Origin of the sequence: Bacillus silvicola (genome assembly GCF_050524305.1) — a bacterium.
Taxonomy (GTDB): Bacteria; Bacillota; Bacilli; order Bacillales; family Bacillaceae_G; genus Bacillus_A; species Bacillus_A cereus_AT.
The window spans coordinates 22,414-45,817 of record NZ_JBNGVC010000007.1 but is presented as its reverse complement, the minus strand read 5'-3'; the positions used below and the strand labels follow the sequence as shown (position 1 = coordinate 45,817).

The window sequence follows — 23,404 nt, the reverse complement described above, 5'->3', positions numbered from 1 at the left end:
ACGCAATTTATTTTTTAATCAAAACAGAACTCCCAGTCACTTAACGCTCTTACGAGATATTCTACATGTTCTATAGGTTCTTTGATACGATTCATGATAATGCATTTATTATTAAACTCCATATCTAGAAGGAATTTAACTCTAAATTTTTTTGTATTAGTAAAATAGGATCAAAAAAATAAGCATTAATTTGCTGTTTTTTTGATCCTATTTTACTAATTGTTATTAACATTAGGAAGCGTTTATATTTTAAGTACCATAAATTATATAGAAAGGAGACTAGTTGATGTTTAAGAAAAAGGTACCATTTATAGAACAAGCCCAACAGACTGAATGTGGTTTTTGTTGTATAGCGATGATTACCGAATATCATAATAGTACCGTATCTTTTCATGACATGTATGAAAGGATTGGTAATGGTAGAGATGGAACGTCACTATTTCATTTAAAGCATCTAGCTGAGGGATTAGGATATGAAGCAAATTGTTTTAAAATTCAAGAATATGATGAATTATATAAAATCCCACTCCCTTGCATTATTTATTGGAAGGAAAAACATTATGTAGTACTAGAGGAAGTAGCTGAACATGGAGTAATAATTGTTGATCCCGCTGTGGGAAGAAATAAGGTAAAAAAGGAAGAGTTCGAAAGGGATTTTTCAAAATATGTTATGACATGCGTACCAGGTGAAAGGTTTGTTAAAAAGAAGCCTAAAAGTTTGTGGTTACCATATATTAACATCTTGAAAGAGAGACCATCCCTATTAATAAATTTAGTCTTACTGTCCTTTGTTTTACAGTTATTCACTTTAGGTATACCCCTTCTAATTCAATATTTAATAGATCATGTTATTTCACCTCAAAATTTTAATTTGTTAAATATCTTTTTAATATCAATAGTATTTGTGGTGGGATTCCAATTTCTATTCAATATAGTTAGAGGTAAGGTTGTAATTGTAATGGAGAACTTTTTAGATAAACAAATGATGAGTAAATTTATTAATCATTTACTTCATTTACCTTATCATTTTTTCCTCCTAAGAAAATTTGGAGATCTTCTATTTAGGGTAAATAGTCTAAGAATAATTCGAGATATGATTGGATCAAACCTTATTAAGGGTATATTAGATGTTGGGTTACTAATTGTAATATTTGTTTTCATGATAATTAAATCACCAATTTTAACGGTATCTGTTTTAGTGTTCACAGTACTTAACGCAGTTTTATTAATTGCTACACGCTCCAAAGTAAAAGAGGTTAGCCAAGAAGAAATTATGGCGAATAGTGAAGTTCAAAGTATTCAAACGGAGACTTTGTATGGAATATTCAATGTTAAAACAGCTGGAATCGAGGATAAAATATTTACTCGATGGAATAAAAATTTTAAAAAGTTGCTAAAAGCTTATAGAAAGAAGCAAAATCTTAATAATTATATTCAATCAGTAAGTGGTTCTATTGGGAATTTAGCTCCCTTATTCACTCTGTGGCTTGGTGCATATTTAATTTTAAACAATCAGTTAACATTAGGAAATCTAGTAGCTTTTCATGCTATTTCCAATCAATTTTTTGGGCTAAGTCAGTCAATTGTCCAAATGTTTAATTCTTTCTTTGTAACTGGTACGTATTTAAGAAGGGTACAAGATGTATTAGACGCACCAAAAGAAGAACAAACTCCGGATATGAAAGAGATAACTAATCTTGAAGGTCGTATACGTTTTGAAGATGTTAGTTATCAATATACAAAATATAGTCCAATGTCTGTTGAAAATATTAATTTAGAAATTAAACCGGGCCAAAAAGTAGCGATTATTGGAGAATCTGGTGCTGGAAAGAGTACCATGTCCCGTCTACTATTGGGATTGCATAATCCGAGTGAAGGAAAAATATATTATGATGATGTGGATTTAAGTAATATCGAAAAATCATCATTGAGACGTCAAATTGGTGTAGTTCCTCAGGACGTTACACTATTTAATAAGACTATTTTTGAAAATATTGCAATTTATGATAAGGATATATCGATAGAAGAAGTTGTTGAAGCTGCTAAGGTAGCACAAATACATGATGACATTATGAAGATGCCTATGCAATATAATACGTTCATATCTGAGATGGGGTTCAATATTTCAGGAGGACAGCGACAACGTATTGCACTTGCGAGAGCTTTAGTTCATAAACCATCCATTTTAGTATTAGATGAAGCAACAAGTTCATTAGATCATCTGAATGAGAAGAAGGTAGATGATTATCTCAATGAAATAAAATGTACAAGGGTTGTAATTGCACATCGACTTACTACAGTAATGAATGCAGACTTAATAATTGTGATGGATAAAGGAACTATTATAGAATCAGGTACTCATAAGGAGTTAATGCTAAAAGCTGGTTATTACTCTTCCTTCTTCAAGGATATAGAACCGAATTACAAGTTACTAGCAAATTAAGCATATATATTTATGAACCTAATAAAAAAGAAAGAGGGATAGATATGAAAGCTCAAACAAAAAAAGACCGTAATATAATCAGATTCGCAACTGGGGGAGTTACCCTTTTAATCTTGGCTTCCTTTATATATAAATGGAATAATGGGTTAAATATTGACATTCCTGAAAGACTCGGTTTAGGGATAGCTCTTGTCGCATTTGTTACTACCTTTATGCCTCAAAGAAAAAAAGATGCTAATTAATTTAAATCGCGCTTGAGATCTATTTCTCAAGTGCGGTTTCCTAAAAAATTATATAGAGGAATCATAAATAATCATTCATACCAATACAAACTATAAATTTAACATTTAGGCTTTAAAAATATAAAAAGTAGCAATTTAAAAGAGAAATATCTTAAATATTTTCTATGTACTTAAATTCAAACTAAAAAATTATAAAAAAGGATGGATATCAAATGTTTAGAAGAAAAAAATCAGATGAAATGCGAAAACAAAAATGGAATACTGGTGGATTGATTAGTGTAGTTGATGAAAATGAATTAAAACAGGTTGTAACTGGCGCGGGTTCAGACGATATCTATATAGAGACAGTTCCAGCAGCTATAGCTGCATTTTTACCAAATCAGATGAACACATATCCTGATCCAATGATCATGCCTAAGTATAGATAACGAAGGACTCAAGATTAAAAAAGAGAACATATTAACACTAAAAGATTTATACTTGAATCTAGGTTGTCATAGGTATAGTTTATTACACTGATCTTATAGCATTTAAAGAAAAGCTATTCGATAGAAAAGGTATTGGGTGTTATCAAGGTACAAAATTATTTTATTAGATACTTATTCTATATTTAGGATGTATATCTGTTGACCTAAAAATAGGAATCTAAAATCCTTAAATATGCTAAATAGAAAAATTAAATTTAGAGAATTAGATGATTTACAACAATATTGGAATTCCTATTTATAGGGGCAGGAGAATCCTGTAATATCTAATTTCCGTTCACTATTTTAGCAGGATCAAATCATGGTGCATATAATAAAACACATATTTGTACGTTGAATTCACATGCCTCTTCTCTTATTTGTCTAGGGGAGGCTACGAAATTTTAATAAGCACAGAAGACAAAATGTCGAAGGCTTCCTATAAAGGATTGTTATGTTTGAAGAATCAGTAATTTCATTTACTAAATTAAATAAACAATGTTATAATGTGGTGTGGAATCCGTTTATTCAGAATTAATGGTTAATTGATATGATATTTAACATTGTTTTAATCGTAAAACAAAGTGTTAATTCTCTTTTATAGAGAATTATATGGCGGCATAGCCAAGTGGTAAGGCCCAGGTCTGCAAAACCTGTATCATCGGTTCAAATCCGATTGTCGCCTTTTATTTTAGTATATCAATATTTTTCATATGGTGGCATGCCAATTAGGAATGGTACAAGGTTAGCATACCCTTTTATGTTGGTTCGAATCCAACTGTCACCTTATATCCCAATACCCTTTGGGAATGGTTGTATATGAAAACTTTTCTTTGTAACTCCCCAGTCATTTATATATTGTACTAATTACTTAAACAATCACACTTCACACTACTACACCTATAAGTCAAACACGATGGATTTATTTCATGGAAAGACTCCAAAAGAATAATTTTTGCAATGGTCATGAATAATGTATGTTATTAAGCATGGTTAAATTTGCCCTATTAAAATTTTGAATCCTTACTAATGCAATTGAATAGGCTTTTACAGCGATAAATGTGTTAACTATAGTATTCGCAATACAATAGTTGAACAAGAATTATGCTAAATTTTACAATTAATTTTCTTAATATTCAGATTTTTTGTTTGTTTAGTTATTATATAAGTTAAGTATTTTAAAGGAGGTGATTTTATGAAGAGTAAAGGAGCATTAATATCTTTCTTGGTTTTTGTTATATTGTTAGGATTTTTACCAATAGAAAAAGCAAGTGCATCTGTATCATCTAATCCATTAAATGAATTAGCAGATCGAATTGACACAAGTAAAAATTATTATATAGTTCCAGCAGATTTACCAACAAGAGGATTAAGTTCTCGCCCGTCTCTTAATTTTTCACCATCTTTAGTAGTTAGTTCATTAGGTAATACAGTAGAAAAACCTAGTGAAGCTCGTATGAAATTGGTTTTTTCTGAAGAAAAAAAGACATACCATATTGGGATGCCTTATCCGATGCCTGGGATAGGACTTGTGGATCAATTTATAGGTAGTAGCTTACACCTTATTTTGGGCGAACAATACGCGGCTGATTGGACAATAACTCCTGTAGAAGGAGGATATATACTGCAAGCGGAAGGTGGATACCTTGATTATAAAGATGGTGAATCACCACTGTATGGTCCTCTTACATTTGCTCGCTTAGGTAAAGAAAAAGTTGTGTGGAAATTAGTACCCGCGTCTTAAAGTTTATATAAGTTTTTAAATATAACTTGTTTAAATGATAATACGTGAATAAGTAATTAATATTAAGCTAGTAGGCTTTTATGTTCTCAAAATGTTTTTATCTCTATAATATTTAAATATGAAAGGACGTGTTTTTGTGAAATTTAAAGGATTATTACTATACTTTCTGGTTTTAGTTACATTGTTAGGATTTTCCCCAATAGAGAAAGCAAGTGCATCTACCCCATCCGATTCGGTAGATGTGGTAGTAGATCGAATTGACACAAGTAAAAATTATTATATAGTTCCAGCAGATTTACCAACAAGAGGATTAGGTTCTCATCGGTCTTTTAATTTTTTACCATCTTTAGTAGTGGCTCCTTCACTAGGCAATACAGTGGAAAAACCTAATGGAGCTCGTATGAAATTGGTTTTTTCTGAAGAAAAAAAGACATACCATATTGGGATGCCTTATCCGATGCCTGGGATAGGACTTGTTGATCACTTTATAGAGGGTGGTTTATATATTAGTTTGGGTGAACAATACGCGGTTGATTGGATAATAACTCCTGTAGAAGGAGGATATACCCTGCAAGCAGAAGGAGGATACCTTAATTATAAAGATATCGAAGTAACAAATGGTCCTATTACAAGAGCCTACTTAGGTAAAGAAAAAGTTGTGTGGAAATTAGTACCTGTACTTTAAATTTCATATAAGATTTATAGGATATATTTAATGGAAAAATAAATTAGTTTACTAAACAATTTTTAACTATAGCAGGTGTAAAAAATAATAGATAAGTAAGCAACAGTACAAAGCATTTTAACTTGCGATATGTACTGTTTTTTTTGATAGCGTTCCATACTCATTGATCTAAAACCTATTCAAGCGTAAAGATTATTAGCTTCAACTATTCTTATTAATGGTCAGGTCGTACTCGCGTTACAATCTGTGTTTTCGTAATTTGATGAAAATAATAGGAGAAAGAGGATTATCAATTACTCACACAACAATTACGCGCCGCGTTTATTGCCCTAAATTTGTTAGTATACAAGTTAAACCGTTAATAATTTCATTTACCGTATGGATAGATGTAATACACAGGGGTTAGACTCAAAAGAGGGAATCAGTCTCTACTCTAAAAATCAATGGAATCTATACCTAACTTATGGTGAACTACCCGCCACTTAACGTCCTAACGGACTGTTTGAAGTGGGGGCTTCTCGGTTAGTCATTACTTTTGATAGCTAACGAATTCGTCCTAAGACAGCCGAGCTAACTCCCTTGTTCCAAAGGTTATTTTATTGCTATTTATGCTAACGCTAATAGGCGTATTGCTTCATTTTTGATATTGATAGCTGCGTTATAATCTCTATCGAGATTTACACCGCATACACAAGAATATACCCGTTCAGATAATGTCATATTTTTTACATTTCCGCAACTGCTGCATGTTTTTGTGGAAGGAAACCATTTGTCTATTTTCACAAGTTGTTTTCCTTGTTCGTTTAGTTTATAAGCTAAGAAAGAAGTAAATATACCCCACCCATTATCAGCAACACTTTTTCCAAAATGAAGTGCTTGCGACATTCCTTTCATGTTTAGGTCTTCAATAGCTACAACATCAAAATTAGCAGCTAACTTTTTAGACTCATGATGAAGAAAATTCTTACGTTGGTTAGCTACTTTCTCATGTAACTTAGCTACACGAATACGTTGTTTATTCCAACGCTCAGAACCTTTATTGCGCCTTGCTAATACTCGTTGTGCCTTTGCTAATCGGTCTAATACGTTACGATAGAACTTAGGATAATTGGCTTTCTCACCCTCAGAACTAACATATAATCCATCCATCGCAAAGTCTAATCCAACAAATGTTTCTACTTCTTTTTGTACAATCTCTTTTTCGTATTCAGTCAAGATGGACACATAGTATTTACCGGTAGGTGTCATGGAGATGGTACATGACTTGATAATATAGTCTTGTGGTATTTCTCTATGCTGTTTGATACGTACCATTTTCAGTTTTGGCAATTTGATATGACCATTAAGCAACATAATATTTCCGTTTACTACATTCGTTGTATAAGACTTTCTGTCTTTTTTACTTTTGAATGTTGGGAAGTCATTTTGACCACTAAAGAAATTTTTATAGGCAGTTTGCAAGTTTAATTGAGCATTTGCCAAAGCTAATGAATCAACTTCTTTTAACCACTCAAATTCTGTTTTATATTTCGCGGGAGTTGGAAGCTTTTGTTTCTTTAGTTGTTTCTTATCATCTTTGTATTTTTCGTACGCTTCTTTTCGTTCCGCTAACATTCTGTTATACACAAAACGTACACAACCGAAGGTTTTACGCATAAGATATGCTTGTTCTTCTGTTGGATACAAACGGAATTTATATGCTTTATTATGCTTTGTCATATCATTTCACCTCACTTTTTACCTTGATTTTCAATATATTTCTTTACTACGTCTATTGGCGAACCACCAGTAGTTAGTAGGCAAAAACTTCTTGACCAAAACATCTCTTTCCAAAGTTTCTTTTTTACTTGTGGAAAGTCTCTTTTAATGAGTCGAGAACTTGCACTTTTATAAGCATTAATAAATTTTGTCATTTCTGTATTTGGATGTGCCTTGAACAAAATATGAACATGGTCTACATCATGATTCCACTCTACTAGTGTTATGTTGTAATTCTCGGATAACCTGAAAAACATATCTTTTGCATATTCTGATATATCATCATTGAATACATTTCTTCTGTATTTTACGACCAGCACAAGATGATAATACAACAAGAACACTGAATGATTATTACTATCTAATTTCATTGATATACCAACCTTTATGATTTATAAGACTGATTATATCAGAGGCAAAATAAAAAGCAAAGCCTTTGGGTTACGCCCTTCACACGCTTGAGGAAGGAGAATTCTTTCAGGGAATTCGTTAAATTTAATATAGATTTACTTTTCTTTTTTTATTTCTTTTAAACATTCAAGAGCCGTTTCGCGGTTCAGATTCAGACACTAATATGGTGTTTATGACTCTGAGTCCGAAACGGCTCTTTTTATATATAATTATTTATTTTTAATGAGATCATGAACATGAACGAATGTGTTTTTGAATTAAACAATATAAAAAAGGAGTGAGAACCGTAAGGTACGAAGAAAGCACGGCTATAGCCGTGCCGTTGCGAAGACAAGTGGATTTGCTAAAGAAACGTGGATATAACAGTTGCTCTCCACGCTAAATATGGAGCGACAGGCGTAGGCTTAAATTGAAGTTTTACAAATACATATGGAGTAGCGGATTGACACCTTATGGTGTGCGGCGCATTTGCCGCGCACCATAAGGTGGATTATGCCCGTTTGAGCGTAAGCGAAAACGGACCGACCGAAGGGCGGGGGAAATATAGGAAGACGGCGAGGATCTTCAAAAGTATCCCTTGTAAGGAAAATTGAAAATGCAATAAAAGAAATTATTTGTATTGGGCAATCAAAATATGAGGTAAAAAAAGAAGGATAGCATACGAGAGGTTTATATTCTTTAAGAAAGGATTCTGAAGCTCCTGAATAGTATCTTGTATTTTGTTTGTATTTATTTCTAGATGAAGAATTTATATTTATTTGATGCCTATTGTTTTCTTTTAGTATTTTAAAGTAATGTTTGATTGCAATTTATTAAAAATACCATGTCCTTAGTGAGTACTCATATGGAAACATCAAAGGGACTTTGTGTACTCACTGAGTCTACATCTAGGAACACAATGGGGACATTTGAAGGGTTTTGTGTCGTCAGTGAGTGGACATCCTGGGAATTTTCGTGTACCCATGTTTAAGCTAGGCTCCGCCTAGTCCCACCCCCTAGTTGGGCCCAAAAACCCCTTATGCTCTTCTCTTTTTTTTGATTCAGAATTTCCAATTTTATAGAGTAGTTCATTTTTAGTCGGAAATTATTATGTTAAAAAACAAAGTGTTAATTAATTTGTATGTTTTTTATTGAATAATTTAAGTAAAGTGAGTATCAAAGAAGAAAAAGAAATTAAAACTACCTATTTCGTAAGTACAAGATCTAATGAATACTGTGCATGAAGAATTAGGATTGATTTAACTTAATTTTATGTGAAGTGTTAAGATAAAGGAGTTATAACTGTTATAACGAATTTGAAATATTGAAAAGGAGGTTATGACTATTATGACACCTATTATTTATGAAAATGTATCCCAGATTGCAAAAAGATTAAAAATATCACCTTCTACGGTTAAAAAATATTACTTACTAATTGAGAGTTATAACTGTTATGCCTTTAAAAGGGACGAACGAGAACGAATTATTTTTAATGATTATGATGTTAGGTTATTACAAAGATTAGTAGAGTTAAAAAATATGCCACAAGTTACATTGGAAGATGCTTGCAAATTACTTTTAAAAGAAGAAGGATTAACAGTTAATAATAAAAATATGACTGTTATAACTCCTGGATCTGATGATTTAAAAGAAGTATTGAGAGAATTAAAAGATACAGTAGAGTTACAACAAAAACAATTACAGAATCAAAATGAGCAAATAGCTAAACTAACAAACGTATTGGAATCTCAACAAAAGCTATTGACTCATTCTAATAATATAGAAAAACAACAGGTTACTGATCGGGATAAAGCGGTTATGACTGTTATGCGAGAACTTCAAGAAGTAAAACAGATGGTTGCAGCAAGTAATGAAAAGAAATGGTATCAATTTTGGAAGTGATTTGCTGAGTCCTGGTGTTTATGCCGCGAAAGTTCCTTGACGATGACGGTTCGGAGGCTCGTGGTCAAGGGAACCGTGGAATAAAAAACGAGGACGGACCCCAGGACAGGGCAAAAACGAAGGTCTTCGCCAAGATTCGTGGTTCTACTGTTAGAAAAAGGAGAATAAGAATATAGCATACATACAATAAGGGAATGCAGTATAGATCAGTCTACAAGCATTCCCTTGCTATAGTGATGGTAATAATATTTTGATGCTGTTGCTATTATATATGTCATATTTATTAGGAATAAAAAGATTAATATATCTAGTGTTAAAAAAACATATAATATTATTTTCATCTTTTTGGGGTACCGCCACATCGCTATCAAGCTAAGGTTTTATTATACCCCCAGAACGAAATTTTTAGGCTTTCTTGTAACGAAAAAGCTTATTTATCGTTTTTGAGGTGACCTGTTTTCTTAGGTTGATGACAATGGTCACTCCCCAAAATAATCGAAAAAAATGACCATTCCACTTAAACAAACTTGAAAATTACCCAAAAAAAGAGTTTAATAAAGATAAGTTTGAATAAACTATCAATTAACTTTTTAGTTGATTAATACATTGGAAAAGAAGGAATAATAATGATGTTTTTTATGTTAATTATTAATGTGGGTTTTATATTTTTTATTCATTATATAACGAAATCGGTATTTAAGTATGGAGTAAACCATCCAAATTCAAACAAGCGCTATTTAAACCTTTTACAATTCATTAAATTTGCTCCATTAATTGCATTACTTGTATTATTCGTACTGGTTTTAACAACTCTGCATACAAAAGCAGGTATTCGGCTATCTCATGCCTGGTATGCTGCACAATTTTGGGCTTATTATACGTTCTTGTTTTGCAGTTATATGATAACTAAGAAAAAATTTTTTCTGTTTCCGATGATTATATCTTTATTAATAGCCATTTATAACACTCCATTCTTTCACTTTGAAAACCTATTTATAGGACATTATGTAGTTGTTGCTGATATTTTCGGAACTTTAATGTTTATAAATTTATGGATAGCAATATCAAAAATTTTAGTGAAAATGAAAAATAAGTAATTACTTTTGGTTCCTGTAATTGACTTAACAGAAACGCCATATACCTATCAATCTGAGATTTTGAAGTATCCCCTAAAATGAAAAAATACGCTATTCTTTCTGTAGAATCATAGGAAAGGATGGCGTTTTTTATGTCTGTTTCTGTGTCTGACGAATTACAACTATTTGCTCAAGAAATTCAAAGCTTTTTATCCCCTAATATTTTTCGAAATCTGGCTAGAGATGTTGGCTTTGTGCAACGAACTAGTAAGTACCAAGCAAAAGATTTAGTCGCTTTATGTGTATGGTTGAGCCAAAATGTAGCTATGGCCTCTTTAACTCAGTTATCTAGCTGTTTAGAAGCATCAACAGAAGTACTCATCAGTCCTGAGGGACTGAATCAACGGTTTAATAAGGCGGCCGTCCAACTTTTACAACACCTACTAGCCGAACTACTAAGCAAAAAATTGGCCGCATCTATGCCGATTTCTTCTCCATACACTTCTGTTTTTAAGCGTATTCGTATTTTAGATTCAACTGCATTTCAACTCCCGGATGTATTTTCATCGGTTTATCCAGGTGCAGGAGGATGCAGCCATACGGCTGGGATAAAAATTCAACTTGAGTATGATTTGTTAAGTGGACAGTTCCTACATATTCATACAGGTCCAGGTAAACAACATGATCGTACTTACGGCTCTCTGTGTGCCCCAACTGTGACAGCGAATGATTTATGTATCCGAGATTTAGGTTATTTTCATTTAAAAGACCTTCAATATATACAAGATAAAGAGGCCTACTATATCTCTCGTATCAAGTCGAATACACGTATTTATCAAAAAAATCCTAACCCTGATTATTTTCAAGACGGAAGAATTAAGAAAGGTACAGAGTATATACAGATAGATATGGAGACGTTAATGATCTCCCTTCAACCAGGACAAACATGTGAAATAGCTGATGCTTATGTAGGAATGATTGATAAAGTGCCAGCTCGTGTAATTGTTCACCGATTAACAAAACAACAGCAACAAAAACGATTACAAGATCAAGCTGTAAGAGAGAAAAAGAAAGGAATGAAGTATTCCCCTCGTAGTAAACGTCTCAGTGGTATCAATGTATATATGACAAACACCCCTACAGATATTGTCCCGATGGAACAAGTACATGATTGGTACTCTTTACGTTGGCAAATCGAGATTATATTTAAAACATGGAAATCATTCTTTCATATTCATCATTGTAAAAAAATAAAACGAGAACGATTGGAATGCCATTTGTATGGGCAACTGATTGCCATTCTACTCTGTTCTTCTACCATGTTTCAAATGCGGCAATTACTTCTTATGAAAAAGAAACGAGAACTGAGTGAATATAAGGCCATATATATGATTAAAGATTACTTTCTTCTTCTTTTCCAAGCTATACAGAATGACACCCAAGAGCTATCAAAGATTCTAATTCGCTTGTTCAACATCTTACAGCAAAACGGGAGAAAATCTCATCGATATGAGAAGAAAACAGTCTTTGATATATTAGGTGACGTTTACAATTGCACCTTGTCTGATAATCAAGCGGCTTAATTCAAAAAAATGAAACCCGCTAGGGTTTATTCCGTATGCAAATCTTTAAATTTCCTACACGTAGCCTTTAGAAAAAAGAAGCAACCTCTACTATGATTGACGTTGTATGAGCTTAGCTTGATAGCGATGGGGTACCGCCAGCATTTCGGAAAAAATCCAAGCTAAGAGCATGCAAGATTTTATACAGTTTTTCGGCTAATCCGGCAACAAAAGAGAAATCTAAAACCGCGCCAGGATAGGAATGTATAAAAAATGAATAGAGTCATAGAAGAAGAAAAAGGCGGATTCCTTGTGAAAGTAGGGATTTGCCTTTTTCTTTCTACCGATAATGAGACGTTATGTTAACCGAGCATGTATAGGATATACAAACAAATACCCCCAACAAATTACCTCTTCCGAATGGTATAATTAGGAAAATGGAGGTGCATGTAGCATGGTAAAGAAAACAGGTTGGACCTATCTCATTGGTTTATTATCATTAGGAATCCTCGCAATAATCGTGGCAAATACTGCTAAGTTGATTCCGAATCATGTTGTTTCCTCGAAAATCTTTATTGTTGCAATTATCATTGGATTCGGAGCCAATTTAACGGGGCTTTACTTACTTAAAAAAAACAAATTGTAAGAACCGATACCCCCTTTCTCCAAACGAGAGGGATTTGCTGTGTAATGGAAGGGGATTCGATTATGGTGAGAATAAATGCTTGGAATATTGCTCCATTTATTATGGCAATTATTGGATTTATATTCAGCCTAAAATTTCAAGATATGGCGTATTGGGAGCGAAATGAAACAAGAGTAGTAGGTACATTCAGTATCGCATGGTTTTGGATTGGAGTAGGCTTAACATATGCCTGTACCATTACATCAATTATTCTTGTATTCTTACAGACCAAAAATATACAGCGGGGTACAATGAGTAATGTTTTGAGGTCTATTAATTTACTCATAGTCACTATAACGCTGATTTGGACAACATTTGTTGTCATAGCAGGGTCTTCTTGTAGAGTGATAATAAAGTAGTTTAATTTACAATAAAGTCCTTTAAGAAATAATAAAGTTGTTTAATTCCCTATAGAGCTAACGGAGCAGTCTAGTTTAATAAGTTGGGAAGTAATGCTTAACTACTTGATAAAGCATGAGCTAATGAAGTACCGGAAAAATAACTGTACCACGAAATAGTGCCATAATTGGGGCTTAGAAACAAGTCGATAAATTAGAATTTGTAATGGAGATTATTTATATTTTGTGCGGAGCGCAACTTTGAATTGGCAGAAAGCAAACATTAGGTGATAAAAGTCAAAGCGTCCATCCGTTAAAATTTAATGTATACATTTAAAATGTGAGGTGAAGAAATCATGACAGACAAAAAAATCACAGTACAATTTACGATGCTGACATTTTGCATAGCCTATCTTGTGTCAGGTGCTTTGATTGCTCTTGGGCAATTCGGATATTCGGTTCACAATTGGGTTCACTCGTTACAGCAATTCGGGATGAATATCCCCTTTGCAATCTATATTTTGTCGCCCGCTATTGCTTCATATATCGTTCTGAAGAAAAATAACAAAATAGCCGGTTTCAAGGAATGGTTGAGAACTGTTTTTTATGCCAAAAATAGCATATCTCTCTATTTGTTCGTTGTTGCAGGACTTGCACTGTATTTTTTGATACATGTTGCAGTTTCAGGCCACACGGAAATGGTGCTTCCATTTTATACGTTCTTCCTTTCCCTGCTTGGTAATCTTATTATCGGTGGCTTGGAGGAAGCTGGCTGGATGTACATATTGCAGCCTGAACTTGACAAAAAATACGGTTTTGTCTTGTCTTCTGTTTTTGTTGGAATCATTTGGATTTTATGGCATATCCCTCTCTTCTTCATTCCGGGGACGAATCACGGAGAGGGACTCATTAACTTTTGGATGTTTGCAGTTCAACTCATTGCGTTTCGGTTTTTCAACGGGGCAATCTACAAAATATCAGGAAAAGGCCGTGTGTTTATGTGCGTATTATTCCACACCATGTTCAATGCGGCATCCCCCATCTTCGGCACCATGACTATGACTTGGGCAGGAACCATTGCCGCAAATGCTGTGATTGTTCTTGTTTCAATTGTAACCGTTGTGATATACGACAAAAAGAACAGGCGAATAGTATAAGCATAATCCGTGTTCGCCAAATTCCAGTTTGTTGAATAGCCGTTTATATAAACGAAACGTCTTTGCAGGAGTGGCGAAGCCACGACTACATGAACAGCCCCCATTATCTAACAGGGGCGCAAATTAACCTATAATTCCCCTTTCTGAAAGAAATGTGATTAACATCAATGTGTAAGATTGTGAAATGTTGTACTTAAAGTAACAGGTGCTTTAGTTGAAAAAAATTAAACAACTTTATTATCATTTTAAGTAACAATATTCTTTTAGATCAATTCAGTTTTAAACAACTTTTTTAAAGCCTTATTACATTTGATATGTAGTAAGGCTCTTGCTTTATTATAGCGAATTAAACAACTTTATTATCACTCTACACTTCTGGAATGTAAAAACAACTTCCGGTAACGAAAATTATGTAAATAAGCTGTCCATATGGGCAGCTTATTGTATGTTTTTGCTTAGCATGGTTTATTTTTTAAATTTGAAATGTATCTAAGATATTATCTTTCTCTTCTTTATTGATACCAATATATTTAAGTGTAATTTGTGGTGTACTGTGATTGAGTATGTCTTGCAACATAGCGACATCTTTTGTTTGTTTATAGAACCAATAGCCGAAGGTTTTACGCATGGTGTGGGTTCCGATGGATTCTACACCGGCAAAATCTCCGGCTTTTTGCAATTGTCGATAAGCTTGAATTTTACTAATTGGTTGATTTCCTTTTCGAGAAGGAAATAACCAGGTGTTTTCTAAGGTTTCGGCATAGGAATGGACCTCATCAAAAATAGAAGTAAGATTAATCATGCGTTCTTTCTTGGTTTTTCCTTCTTTGATCATAAATTCTTTTCTCTTTTTCCGTTTTAACTTTACTATGGTTTTTGTTTGAATTTGGAGTAGATCGCTGACACGTAATCCTGTATTGCTTCCAATTAGAAAGAGAATATAGTCTCTTTCAGAACAATGACGTTTAAGAGCCCATTTCATATCTTCGATCTGTTCTTTACTACGGATAGGTTGGACATCAATGAGATGTGGTTTTTTGTTCATGGGTTTTAACCTCTTTATTTATAGAATTTTGAATGTATACTTTTATTATGTATTTTGAGGATATCAGGGGAATTGGTGAGAAGTCAATGTTTAAGGGAAAATGAATGTAAACTAATATCTAAAAGTTTACATTGGAATCAAGAATGTATTCCTTGTTTTTCTGTTTCTTATTAATATTTAAAATAATACAGGAATATCGTGAAAAAAATTACAGCAGCAAGTGAGAAGATAAAAGTCGTGGTGAAGGTTCTGGTGAGTATTGACAAATAATTTACGTGAAAGTAGAAATGTATACTTTTCTACTTCTGATAATAGGGATGTTCCTATATTAAAGAGCCGTTAAAGGTTTAGTCCTTTAACGGCTCTTTGTTTTATTTCTTATCCAACATCTCATAAAGGTGCTTGTACATTCCTTTATAACCTTCAGACTGTCGAGTTGTTAGTTTCGTATTTACATAGCTTTCGAGAAGCATATCGATAATGCTATTAATCGATGTTTTCTCCAGGCTTTCTTGTTCTTTAATAAACGGTTTAAGGGTGTTTAGTTTTAATAAAACTGCAGGTGAAATTTTAGCTGTTTTAGATGGAACTAAACGTCGATCCGGTTTTTCAGGAAGATTCATTTTACCTTTATTAATAATAGGGGTCATAACCTTTTTCTTAACAGGCTCATTATTACGACCGAAATCGTTTGTTCCTTTTATCTTCACACCTTTGTCATGCAAAGTGTTCTTGCCATTAGGTTTCGAGATTATAGGTGAAAATGGTGTATTAGACATTATGAACCTCCTTCTTATGCATTAATAGTAGCAAAATAGTTTTCATGTTCATTAAGCTCGCTAAGTACATCAATGAATAGTTGATGAGCCTTTTCATCCCACATATCAATTGTACCGCTAACGTTAATTGTTTTATGGATGCCTTCAATATCATACACCTTTAGACGTTCTTGATATTTAACAATTGTATCTAGGACGTTTCCACCATACATTTCTTGTGCTTGTTGTAAGACTTTGTTATCCACGCGTTTACCTTGTTGTAACATCATTGGGATAATACCTAGAACTTGTAAATCAGCATCGTATGTTTCTGCTAAGAATTGCATATATGCGATGTATGTTTGAGCGCCTTCTAAAGACAATTCTTGTGTTTGTAGAACAATGATACAATAATCAGCTGCCATCATAGCGTTATCCGAGTAATCACTGATTGTTGGTGGTACATCAATGTAGATACGATCATAGCTACCTTTTAAGGGTTCTAACATTTTTTTTAAACATGTAATTTGTGCAAGTTCATCTTCAGGGAACAGATCGAATAATACTTTTGATAGTTTCCTGAATGAAGTATTAGATGGAACAATGTCCAAATTCTCAATTACTGGGATAATCTCATTTTCTAAATTTTGATTTAGAAATGCATTTGTAATAGACTTGTCTATTTGTTCAATGTCACCTGTTTTTGCAAGAACTCTTGTTGCATTACCTTGAGGATCCATATCTACTAAAAGACATTTTTCATTAAATACAGTAGCTGCTTCATAAGCTAACATTGTTGCTGTTTTAGTTTTTCCAACTCCACCCTTGAAGTTACCAATCACATATGTAGTTGCTTGTCTAGTCATTTTCGACATTCCCCCCTAAAACTCCGAATAAGTATACCTTTGAGTAAAATGTAACATCTACATACAATATTCGCAACAGCATACCATGGAAAAACATATATTTTTTAAATTAATTTAACGCAAAAGTAGAAAAGTATACTTGCTCGTAAGATTTTTTTGTATACTTTTCTACTTTCGCGTAGTTTATAAAGTAGATGAGTTTTAAGTAGAAATGTATACTTTTCTACTTTCGCGTAGTTGTTGTTAAGTTACTCTAATTGTTGATAATTAAGGGTTATTGGAAATTTTTTAAAGAGAAGAAAAGTATAAATATGAGGATTAAAGTATACATTTCTACTTTCGCGTAAGTTGTAGATGATATACCGGATTTTAAATTTAGGTAGAAATGTAGAAAATTCCACTTTTACGTAGTTCTACATTTCTACTTTTGCGTAGTTTTTTGTTGTCATTTCTGTATTTACAAACAAAAAAACTTGCTGTAATGTAAGAATTAGCAAGTTTTTCAACAAAAAGTGATTTAATTCGATACTATACATAAAGAGCTTTTGAGGTAAATAAATGATAAAAAATAAATAAAAAATAAATAAAAAAAGAACGGCTGTCTAATTGAGATTTCTCAGGTCCCAATCTGACAGAAAAAGTAGAGTTACTGACAATAACTTTACTCCCCGGCGAATACACGTTGCTATCAACAACTTGTATTCCATTTACACACTGCACAACCAGTATGTAAAATTCTCCGTCCGTTCTAGTTAACTATGTTATTAGAGATATAAAAATATCTGTATTTAGTATAGTTAATTAGAGCTAGATTGTAAAGGTAGAAATCCGTATTTAAGTTTGTTTGAATACGGGGAAAAATCTGTTTTTTATCTACTTTTCAGAGAATTTTCGAGGTGAGCAGTGTTATAACTGCTCACCTTTTTTATTGTCAAAAATCTAGTGGAAAGGAGATTTAACATGGATAAAGCGCAACAAGCAATCGAATTGATTTTACATGAGGGGTTACGAAAATATAAATATAAAAACTCAAGAGCTAGCATATCCATGTTAGATTCTCAGGATACTAGTATCAAAATGGATGACAGATTTGTATTTATTACACGTACAAAAGAAGATTTAACGAACTCATATGGTACAAAGGGAGTTGTATTGACTTCTCAAGAAACAGTACTGGACCATATTGGACAAGCTACACATTGGACTCCGAATGTTTTTAGAGTGGGAACGTACATAGATAGAAACAGAAAAATCATTAAAGGGCATGAAGAACGAAATCTAAAACAAATTAATTGTTTTACTGTTGATATTGATACAAAAGACCTTACTCCAGGGGAAATCGTACTTGCAGCAATGGACAAGCAGCTAGGAATGCCTACAGTTATTGTTGAAAGTGTGAAGGGATACCAGGCTTATTTTGTGTTGGATAATCCATTATTTATTTCGAATAAGAACGATTTTCGTGGATTACGTAGTGCAAAAAGAATCAGTGAGAACATCAGAAAAGCTCTAAGCGAGCTTTTACCTGGTGTTGATTTGACATGTAATGATTTCGGATTCTTCCGTATGCCAAACGAAGATAACATTGTATGGTTTGATGCAAACAGTACATGTAATTTATCTCATTTAATTGAATGGTCTAAAGATCAAGATACCGGCCATCGTAGAAGTTTATTTACAGTTATTTCGAATAAGCAAATTAAAACTACGCAAATTACTGAAGGATGGGTGCAAAAGGTATTAGCATGCACACATATCAGAGGTCAAAAAGGTGTATTTGGACGTGATAACGCTGTATTTACGCTCGCGTTGGCATGCTATTCTTCAGGAATGACTCAAGACGAGGCATATAATTTACTGGATGAATTTAATACAAACCTAAAAAGCCCTTTGAAAAGTTCAAGTATTCAAAAGGCTATTCGTAGTGCTTTTTCAGGTAAATATAAAGGCGCAAATAAAGAGTACATCAATCAAATTTTAGAAATTTGGTCAGATAGAAAGGTAACATTTTCAAGTCTAGTACCATCACAGTATTGGTATAAACATAAGAAAGCACGCAAGGATCGTGTGCGTAGTCATTGGTATGAGTGGGAACACGATATCATTGACTTCTTAAACGTGCAAAAAAATACCGAAAAAGGATTCGTATATTTTACTCAAAAAGAAATATGTGAAGCGTTGCAAATTCCAAGAAGTACGTTAAATAACGTGCTAAAGAAATCAAAACAAATATATATTCATGTGATCGGTAAAGGTAGTCAACGACAAACAGGACTGTCTACTTTGTTGCTGCTTTTTAATAATGCTATTGGTCGTACAACTGAACAAAAAGAGTTGTACTTGGAGTTTATTCAATCAATCGTCCCAGGAACTGCAGAGCGATTATATGGTCTACTCCAAAGGGATAACAGTGATTCTATCACACTAAATACGGGCTAATTTGGTACTTTGTCCACTCTGCCAATACATATTTCTATTATACTTGTTGGGTTTTGTTCTATTGGTTTTCTCTATGTACTACAGTACGTGAAATTATTTGTTGCTCTTTTATTTTGTTCGGAGGATACTTAGATTTTATTTTTATGATTTATTGTTTGTTATTTGAAAGGTGTATTAGTACTGTTGAGTGTTTCTTAGTTTTTTTGAATTCTCTATTTTCATTAGGTACTGTCCTATCTCCTACAGTAAGTCCTGTTTGAATTAATGGAATTTTTTTGTAGCTTTTTTTTAGATGGTTTTTTAGAAATTGATAACAATAGAAGTGTATGTTCTATTAAATTGTTTGTAATAGGGAAAAAAATTGGATGCTCTCAAATATACAGTGAGGTGCTAGAGGAAGTATCTTCATGTATATTGTGGTTGAAACCGCAAATGAAAATAATTTAAGTTCTGATCATTATCTTCGTTATTTGTTAGAAACATTTTTCAACATCGATTTAAAGAATAAAGAGGAAATTGATACATTCTTGTTGGGGTCGATAGATTTAATGTCTAGATGCAACGTGCTGAAAAAAAGTGAAATAAACAAAAATAACTCCAAAATCAATTTCTATTGTATATTTTGGAGTTATTTTACGTTTCTAATTTTTATTCTTTTTTCGGAAGAACAATGCCTTTATACAATTGAACTGTAATGAAGTAGTAAATTGAGTAAATGCCTATGAAAATTACAATTGGAAGCCAAATACGGAAATACGGATTGATTAGGATGAACGAGAAGATGTTCATACCAACTAGTACGTGTGCAATTCCGACAATCGCTGGGAATAGGAATACTAAGAATAATTCTTTATAAATTGATTTTGTTAATAATTCACGGCGCACACCGATTTTACGAAGCATTTGATAACGCGTAATATCGTTTGATGCACCAGATAGAATTTTAAACATTAAACAGCTTGCCATCATTGCTAAGAAAGCAATGCCTAAGAAGAAGCCCATAAATACTGTCCCGCTTGAAATGCCGTAAAAACCAGTATATATTGCGTATTTACTTGGTATATCATCAATTTTTATATTTTTATATTTGATTAACTGTAACTCGTCAATTTTTTTCCATTCTTTTGTGTATGTTAAGAAATCATCTGTTTTTCCAATGAATACAGTACCTTCTGTATCTTTCAAGCTATCATACATTTTTTGATCGACAATTTTAATTGTTTGATCGGGATGCACATAAGAGGGCTCCAGCGTTCCGAAGGCATCCTTCCACTCTGCCGAAATTAAATTGTCGGTATTTTCAGAAATCTCTCTTGTTGGTAGTTTTTCAGAAACTCTTTTTTTCACTTTAGTAGGATCTTTTACTCCTTCTTTAATATATTTAACATCCTTTACGAAAGGACGATTTTTCTCTAAATCTTCTTTTACATAATAAACGTATTTATCATCTGTTTTATAGCGATATTCGCTTTTCTCTTTAAACGTAATATCATCTAAGGTTTTCTTTTCTTCAGTCGTCGGATTATGAATCGTAACATCATAAATCGCAAGAGCATCTACATTCATCATAACGTTATTTTTAAATGCCATACCACCTGAGATTGCCCCCGCTCCAAGTGCAACTAACATCGTTACTGTCGCTAGTACTTTTGTTAAGCTGTTAATACGGAAGTTTAACTGAGCAAATGTAAAAGCATTAAGTCCTTTTTCAGTTCGTTTTTTATTACTTTTCATCTTTTTAATAATAAGAGGTAGGAACGTTCCAAATAACATGTAAGTTCCAGACGTTACAGTAATTAAAGCGATAAAAATCCCAGCTAGCTTTAACTTATCCATGTAAATCATAGAAGCATAGCCAATTGCCAATAAAATAATCCCCAATACTGCAAAGATAACAGTCTTCGCACCTTTTACAGAAACACGATCTGTTTTTGAATCTGCATGTACAAGTTGTAGGACTGTAATATGTGATAATTTGATACTATTCATAATTGCTGATAATACAAATAGCACAAAGAAGAAAACACAAGTTACAATCATGGATGAAACATAAAACGCTTCATAACCATCTGCAGTAAAATCCAGTTGCTGCATAAGTAGTTTACCAATTACTTGTGCAAGCCCTACACCTACTGCAATCCCGATTACAAGGGAAGCCGCACCTAATACAATTGTTTCGATGAACATAAGGAATGTAACCTTATGTTTTTTGGCCCCTAACATCATATACATACCTAATTCTTTTTGACGAAGCGATAATAAGAATGAGTTTGCATATAGAATATAGAAGAATGTAATAATTGCTAATAAGATTGAACCAGCTTGGAATACTATTCCAATTTCACTAATAATAGAGTTTGCTTTAAGAAAAGCTTCGTTTAACGCTAATGTTTGGAACATATAAAAAATTGAAATGGACATGACAAGACCAACAAGTAAGACGATATAGTCCTTTAGCTTACTTTTTAGTCCTGACATAGAAAGTTTAAATAACATGCCTGAACCTTCTTTCTTATGCTTTTTGTGTACCTAAGTCTGCAAGTACATCTAAAATCTCTTTATAAAACACTTCACGTGCACCAGTGCGGTGAATTTCTTTGTATAACGCTCCGTCTTGAATGAATAAAATACGCTGACAGTAACTTGCACTATATGGATCATGTGTAACCATCATGATTGATACACCTTGTTCTTCATTTAAGTTTGTCATCGCATCTAAAAGACTTGTGGCATTTTTAGAATCAAGCGCTCCTGTTGGCTCGTCTCCTAAAATGATAGCTGGTTCATGCACAAGCGCACGCGCTGCTGCTGAACGTTGCTTCTGTCCACCAGATACTTCCGATGGATATTTTTGAAGTATAGCTGAAATTCCTAACATATCCGCTACTTTCTCTACTTTCGGTCCAATCTTACGTGATGGAACACCTTGAAGCGAAAGTGGAAGTGCAATGTTTTCATAGATAGATAAGTTCTCTAATAAGTTAAAGTCTTGGAAAATGAACCCTAATTTTTTCGAACGGAAATCAGAAAGTTCACCCTGTTTCATTTTTGTAATATCCGTGCCGGCAATTTCAACAGCACCGCCTGTTGCTTTATCTAATGTTGAAATTACATTTAGTAACGTTGTTTTCCCTGAACCAGATGGTCCCATAATTCCAACAAATTCCCCCTCTTGAATCGAGAACGACACACCTTTTAATGCGTGTGATTGGTTTTCGCCTTTTTTACCGTATACTTTTTGGATGTTTTTAACGACTACAACTGGTTTATTCATATATATCCTCCTATACTCTCTTTCTTTTCCTATTCTGTTTTTTGACATAATCTGCTGTAGATTAACCTTACATTTGCCTAGCATCTTTGTAATGTAAACGAACTCGCTCGATATATTATTTTAAAGTAGCTCAAAAGACGATATTAAAGATATGTAATTTTTCCAACATTCGCATTTGAATCTGGATCAAAAAATGTTGTAGATACACCTCTTATCGTTACACTAAATGGTATCCTCACTTCCAATATCAATAATAATATTTCTATGACATTTCAAGCAGGTGATCGTATTTCATTAAAAGTAACTACAGGAAGCTCTAATGCTACAACAGATACTGTAGTACAAGTTGATATTTTTTTAATGTTCTATAGTATCTAAATAAGCGAGAAATTGTACGCTATATAAAACAGTAAAATAAATATCCGGTCCCTTAGCGTACAAGGAACCGGATGTTTTGTGTCTAAATTGTGTCCGAATGTACAATTTTCTTTTTTGATATGGTGACCTCTATTAGTTTACCTTTTGACTATAAAAGCAGTTTAATTGTTATATTTTCAGTTACATAATCACAAGTGA

Annotated in this window: 19 protein-coding genes, 2 tRNA genes and 1 pseudogene; 15 read left to right on the top strand and 7 right to left on the bottom strand. The window is 33.1% G+C overall.

Annotated elements, in window-relative coordinates; all coding sequences use genetic code 11:
- Nucleotides 1-286 precede the first annotated feature (286 nt).
- The 7 genes from ACP6L7_RS11105 to ACP6L7_RS11075 all read left to right on the top strand — a co-directional run bounded on the left by ACP6L7_RS11105 (nucleotide 287) and on the right by ACP6L7_RS11075 (nucleotide 5,578).
- Nucleotides 287-2,443: a peptidase domain-containing ABC transporter gene (locus tag ACP6L7_RS11105; protein ID WP_097832706.1), complete on the top strand. Its 2,157-nt coding sequence runs from the start codon at nucleotides 287-289 to the stop codon at nucleotides 2,441-2,443.
- A 44-nt stretch (nucleotides 2,444-2,487) separates the two neighbouring features.
- The gene (locus ACP6L7_RS11100) at nucleotides 2,488-2,685 is read left to right on the top strand and encodes a hypothetical protein (protein ID WP_097832705.1); all 198 of its coding nucleotides are present in this window, start codon (nucleotides 2,488-2,490) and stop codon (nucleotides 2,683-2,685) included.
- 212 nt (nucleotides 2,686-2,897) lie between these two features.
- Nucleotides 2,898-3,113, top strand: a complete 216-nt coding sequence (locus ACP6L7_RS11095; protein ID WP_097832704.1) for a hypothetical protein — start codon at nucleotides 2,898-2,900, stop codon at nucleotides 3,111-3,113.
- Between the two features lie 650 nt (nucleotides 3,114-3,763).
- Nucleotides 3,764-3,834: transfer RNA gene (locus ACP6L7_RS11090), tRNA-Cys, on the top strand.
- Between the two features lie 30 nt (nucleotides 3,835-3,864).
- A tRNA-Ala gene (locus ACP6L7_RS11085) sits at nucleotides 3,865-3,936 on the top strand.
- A 408-nt stretch (nucleotides 3,937-4,344) separates the two neighbouring features.
- Entirely contained in the window at nucleotides 4,345-4,893 is a 549-nt protein-coding gene (locus ACP6L7_RS11080) for a hypothetical protein (RefSeq protein WP_430529222.1), read from the top strand.
- A gap of 136 nt (nucleotides 4,894-5,029) precedes the next feature.
- Nucleotides 5,030-5,578 (top strand): hypothetical protein, encoded by a 549-nt coding sequence (locus tag ACP6L7_RS11075; RefSeq protein ID WP_097832702.1) that lies wholly within the window; start codon nucleotides 5,030-5,032, stop codon nucleotides 5,576-5,578.
- Nucleotides 5,579-6,184: 606 nt separating this feature from the next.
- Here ACP6L7_RS11075 and ACP6L7_RS11070 read toward each other — a convergent pair.
- Both ACP6L7_RS11070 and tnpA read right to left on the bottom strand, forming a co-directional pair.
- Nucleotides 6,185-7,297, bottom strand: coding sequence for an RNA-guided endonuclease TnpB family protein (locus tag ACP6L7_RS11070; protein WP_098791585.1), 1,113 nt, complete (start codon nucleotides 7,295-7,297; stop codon nucleotides 6,185-6,187).
- Between the two features lie 11 nt (nucleotides 7,298-7,308).
- Complete coding sequence (tnpA, locus tag ACP6L7_RS11065; RefSeq protein ID WP_098361821.1) at nucleotides 7,309-7,707, bottom strand: IS200/IS605 family transposase; 399 nt, start codon at nucleotides 7,705-7,707, stop codon at nucleotides 7,309-7,311.
- A 1,366-nt stretch (nucleotides 7,708-9,073) separates the two neighbouring features.
- On the opposite strand from tnpA, the gene ACP6L7_RS11060 reads away from it, so the two are divergent.
- The 6 genes from ACP6L7_RS11060 to ACP6L7_RS11035 all read left to right on the top strand — a co-directional run bounded on the left by ACP6L7_RS11060 (nucleotide 9,074) and on the right by ACP6L7_RS11035 (nucleotide 14,446).
- Entirely contained in the window at nucleotides 9,074-9,628 is a 555-nt protein-coding gene (locus ACP6L7_RS11060; RefSeq protein WP_430529229.1) for a DUF3967 domain-containing protein, read from the top strand.
- Nucleotides 9,629-10,254: 626 nt separating this feature from the next.
- The gene (locus ACP6L7_RS11055; RefSeq protein ID WP_097832698.1) at nucleotides 10,255-10,725 is read left to right on the top strand and encodes a hypothetical protein; all 471 of its coding nucleotides are present in this window, start codon (nucleotides 10,255-10,257) and stop codon (nucleotides 10,723-10,725) included.
- 131 nt (nucleotides 10,726-10,856) lie between these two features.
- Nucleotides 10,857-12,287 (top strand): IS4 family transposase, encoded by a 1,431-nt coding sequence (locus ACP6L7_RS11050; RefSeq protein WP_430529228.1) that lies wholly within the window; start codon nucleotides 10,857-10,859, stop codon nucleotides 12,285-12,287.
- Nucleotides 12,288-12,720: 433 nt separating this feature from the next.
- Nucleotides 12,721-12,912 (top strand): hypothetical protein, encoded by a 192-nt coding sequence (locus tag ACP6L7_RS11045; protein ID WP_087955552.1) that lies wholly within the window; start codon nucleotides 12,721-12,723, stop codon nucleotides 12,910-12,912.
- Between the two features lie 62 nt (nucleotides 12,913-12,974).
- On the top strand, nucleotides 12,975-13,310 hold the full coding sequence (locus ACP6L7_RS11040; RefSeq protein WP_087955553.1) for a hypothetical protein: 336 nt from the start codon (nucleotides 12,975-12,977) through the stop codon (nucleotides 13,308-13,310).
- Between the two features lie 335 nt (nucleotides 13,311-13,645).
- Nucleotides 13,646-14,446 carry a CPBP family intramembrane glutamic endopeptidase gene (locus ACP6L7_RS11035; protein WP_430529227.1) on the top strand — a complete coding sequence of 267 codons (801 nt, stop codon included), beginning with the start codon at nucleotides 13,646-13,648 and terminating at the stop codon, nucleotides 14,444-14,446.
- A gap of 472 nt (nucleotides 14,447-14,918) precedes the next feature.
- Here ACP6L7_RS11035 and ACP6L7_RS11030 read toward each other — a convergent pair whose 3' ends face one another.
- The 3 genes from ACP6L7_RS11030 to ACP6L7_RS11020 form a co-directional block, all read right to left on the bottom strand.
- The gene (locus tag ACP6L7_RS11030; protein WP_098361874.1) at nucleotides 14,919-15,491 is read right to left on the bottom strand and encodes a tyrosine-type recombinase/integrase; all 573 of its coding nucleotides are present in this window, start codon (nucleotides 15,489-15,491) and stop codon (nucleotides 14,919-14,921) included.
- A 371-nt stretch (nucleotides 15,492-15,862) separates the two neighbouring features.
- Nucleotides 15,863-16,270 (bottom strand): hypothetical protein, encoded by a 408-nt coding sequence (locus ACP6L7_RS11025; RefSeq protein ID WP_097832130.1) that lies wholly within the window; start codon nucleotides 16,268-16,270, stop codon nucleotides 15,863-15,865.
- Nucleotides 16,271-16,284: 14 nt separating this feature from the next.
- On the bottom strand, nucleotides 16,285-17,115 hold the full coding sequence (locus ACP6L7_RS11020) for a ParA family protein (RefSeq protein ID WP_097832129.1): 831 nt from the start codon (nucleotides 17,113-17,115) through the stop codon (nucleotides 16,285-16,287).
- A gap of 960 nt (nucleotides 17,116-18,075) precedes the next feature.
- Here ACP6L7_RS11020 and ACP6L7_RS11015 point away from each other — a divergent pair.
- On the top strand, nucleotides 18,076-19,554 hold the full coding sequence (locus ACP6L7_RS11015; RefSeq protein ID WP_430529226.1) for a primase C-terminal domain-containing protein: 1,479 nt from the start codon (nucleotides 18,076-18,078) through the stop codon (nucleotides 19,552-19,554).
- Between the two features lie 648 nt (nucleotides 19,555-20,202).
- On the opposite strand, the gene ACP6L7_RS11010 is transcribed toward ACP6L7_RS11015, so the two are convergent.
- Nucleotides 20,203-22,050, bottom strand: a complete 1,848-nt coding sequence (locus ACP6L7_RS11010; protein ID WP_430529225.1) for an FtsX-like permease family protein — start codon at nucleotides 22,048-22,050, stop codon at nucleotides 20,203-20,205.
- 16 nt (nucleotides 22,051-22,066) lie between these two features.
- A complete protein-coding gene (locus ACP6L7_RS11005) occupies nucleotides 22,067-22,828 on the bottom strand; it encodes an ABC transporter ATP-binding protein (protein WP_097832126.1) in 762 nt (253 codons plus the stop codon).
- 189 nt (nucleotides 22,829-23,017) lie between these two features.
- On the opposite strand from ACP6L7_RS11005, the pseudogene ACP6L7_RS11000 reads away from it, so the two are divergent.
- Nucleotides 23,018-23,206 (top strand): annotated as a pseudogene (locus tag ACP6L7_RS11000) (hypothetical protein); the annotation flags it as partial.
- Nucleotides 23,207-23,404: the final 198 nt, after the last annotated feature.

Excerpts from the sequence above, each read along its gene's own strand:
- ACP6L7_RS11105 (WP_097832706.1), top strand. The coding sequence starts at position 287 with ATGTTTAAGAAAAAGGTACCATTTATAGAACAAGCCCAACAGACTGAA.
- ACP6L7_RS11100 (WP_097832705.1), top strand. The coding sequence starts at position 2,488 with ATGAAAGCTCAAACAAAAAAAGACCGTAATATAATCAGATTCGCAACT.
- ACP6L7_RS11095 (WP_097832704.1), top strand. The coding sequence starts at position 2,898 with ATGTTTAGAAGAAAAAAATCAGATGAAATGCGAAAACAAAAATGGAAT.
- ACP6L7_RS11080 (WP_430529222.1), top strand. The coding sequence starts at position 4,345 with ATGAAGAGTAAAGGAGCATTAATATCTTTCTTGGTTTTTGTTATATTG.
- ACP6L7_RS11070 (WP_098791585.1), bottom strand. The coding sequence starts at position 7,297 with ATGACAAAGCATAATAAAGCATATAAATTCCGTTTGTATCCAACAGAA.
- tnpA (WP_098361821.1), bottom strand. The coding sequence starts at position 7,707 with ATGAAATTAGATAGTAATAATCATTCAGTGTTCTTGTTGTATTATCAT.
- ACP6L7_RS11060 (WP_430529229.1), top strand. The coding sequence starts at position 9,074 with ATGACACCTATTATTTATGAAAATGTATCCCAGATTGCAAAAAGATTA.
- ACP6L7_RS11055 (WP_097832698.1), top strand. The coding sequence starts at position 10,255 with ATGATGTTTTTTATGTTAATTATTAATGTGGGTTTTATATTTTTTATT.
- ACP6L7_RS11050 (WP_430529228.1), top strand. The coding sequence starts at position 10,857 with ATGTCTGTTTCTGTGTCTGACGAATTACAACTATTTGCTCAAGAAATT.
- ACP6L7_RS11045 (WP_087955552.1), top strand. The coding sequence starts at position 12,721 with ATGGTAAAGAAAACAGGTTGGACCTATCTCATTGGTTTATTATCATTA.
- ACP6L7_RS11040 (WP_087955553.1), top strand. The coding sequence starts at position 12,975 with ATGGTGAGAATAAATGCTTGGAATATTGCTCCATTTATTATGGCAATT.
- ACP6L7_RS11035 (WP_430529227.1), top strand. The coding sequence starts at position 13,646 with ATGACAGACAAAAAAATCACAGTACAATTTACGATGCTGACATTTTGC.
- ACP6L7_RS11030 (WP_098361874.1), bottom strand. The coding sequence starts at position 15,491 with ATGAACAAAAAACCACATCTCATTGATGTCCAACCTATCCGTAGTAAA.
- ACP6L7_RS11025 (WP_097832130.1), bottom strand. The coding sequence starts at position 16,270 with ATGTCTAATACACCATTTTCACCTATAATCTCGAAACCTAATGGCAAG.
- ACP6L7_RS11020 (WP_097832129.1), bottom strand. The coding sequence starts at position 17,115 with ATGACTAGACAAGCAACTACATATGTGATTGGTAACTTCAAGGGTGGA.
- ACP6L7_RS11015 (WP_430529226.1), top strand. The coding sequence starts at position 18,076 with ATGGATAAAGCGCAACAAGCAATCGAATTGATTTTACATGAGGGGTTA.
- ACP6L7_RS11010 (WP_430529225.1), bottom strand. The coding sequence starts at position 22,050 with ATGTTATTTAAACTTTCTATGTCAGGACTAAAAAGTAAGCTAAAGGAC.
- ACP6L7_RS11005 (WP_097832126.1), bottom strand. The coding sequence starts at position 22,828 with ATGAATAAACCAGTTGTAGTCGTTAAAAACATCCAAAAAGTATACGGT.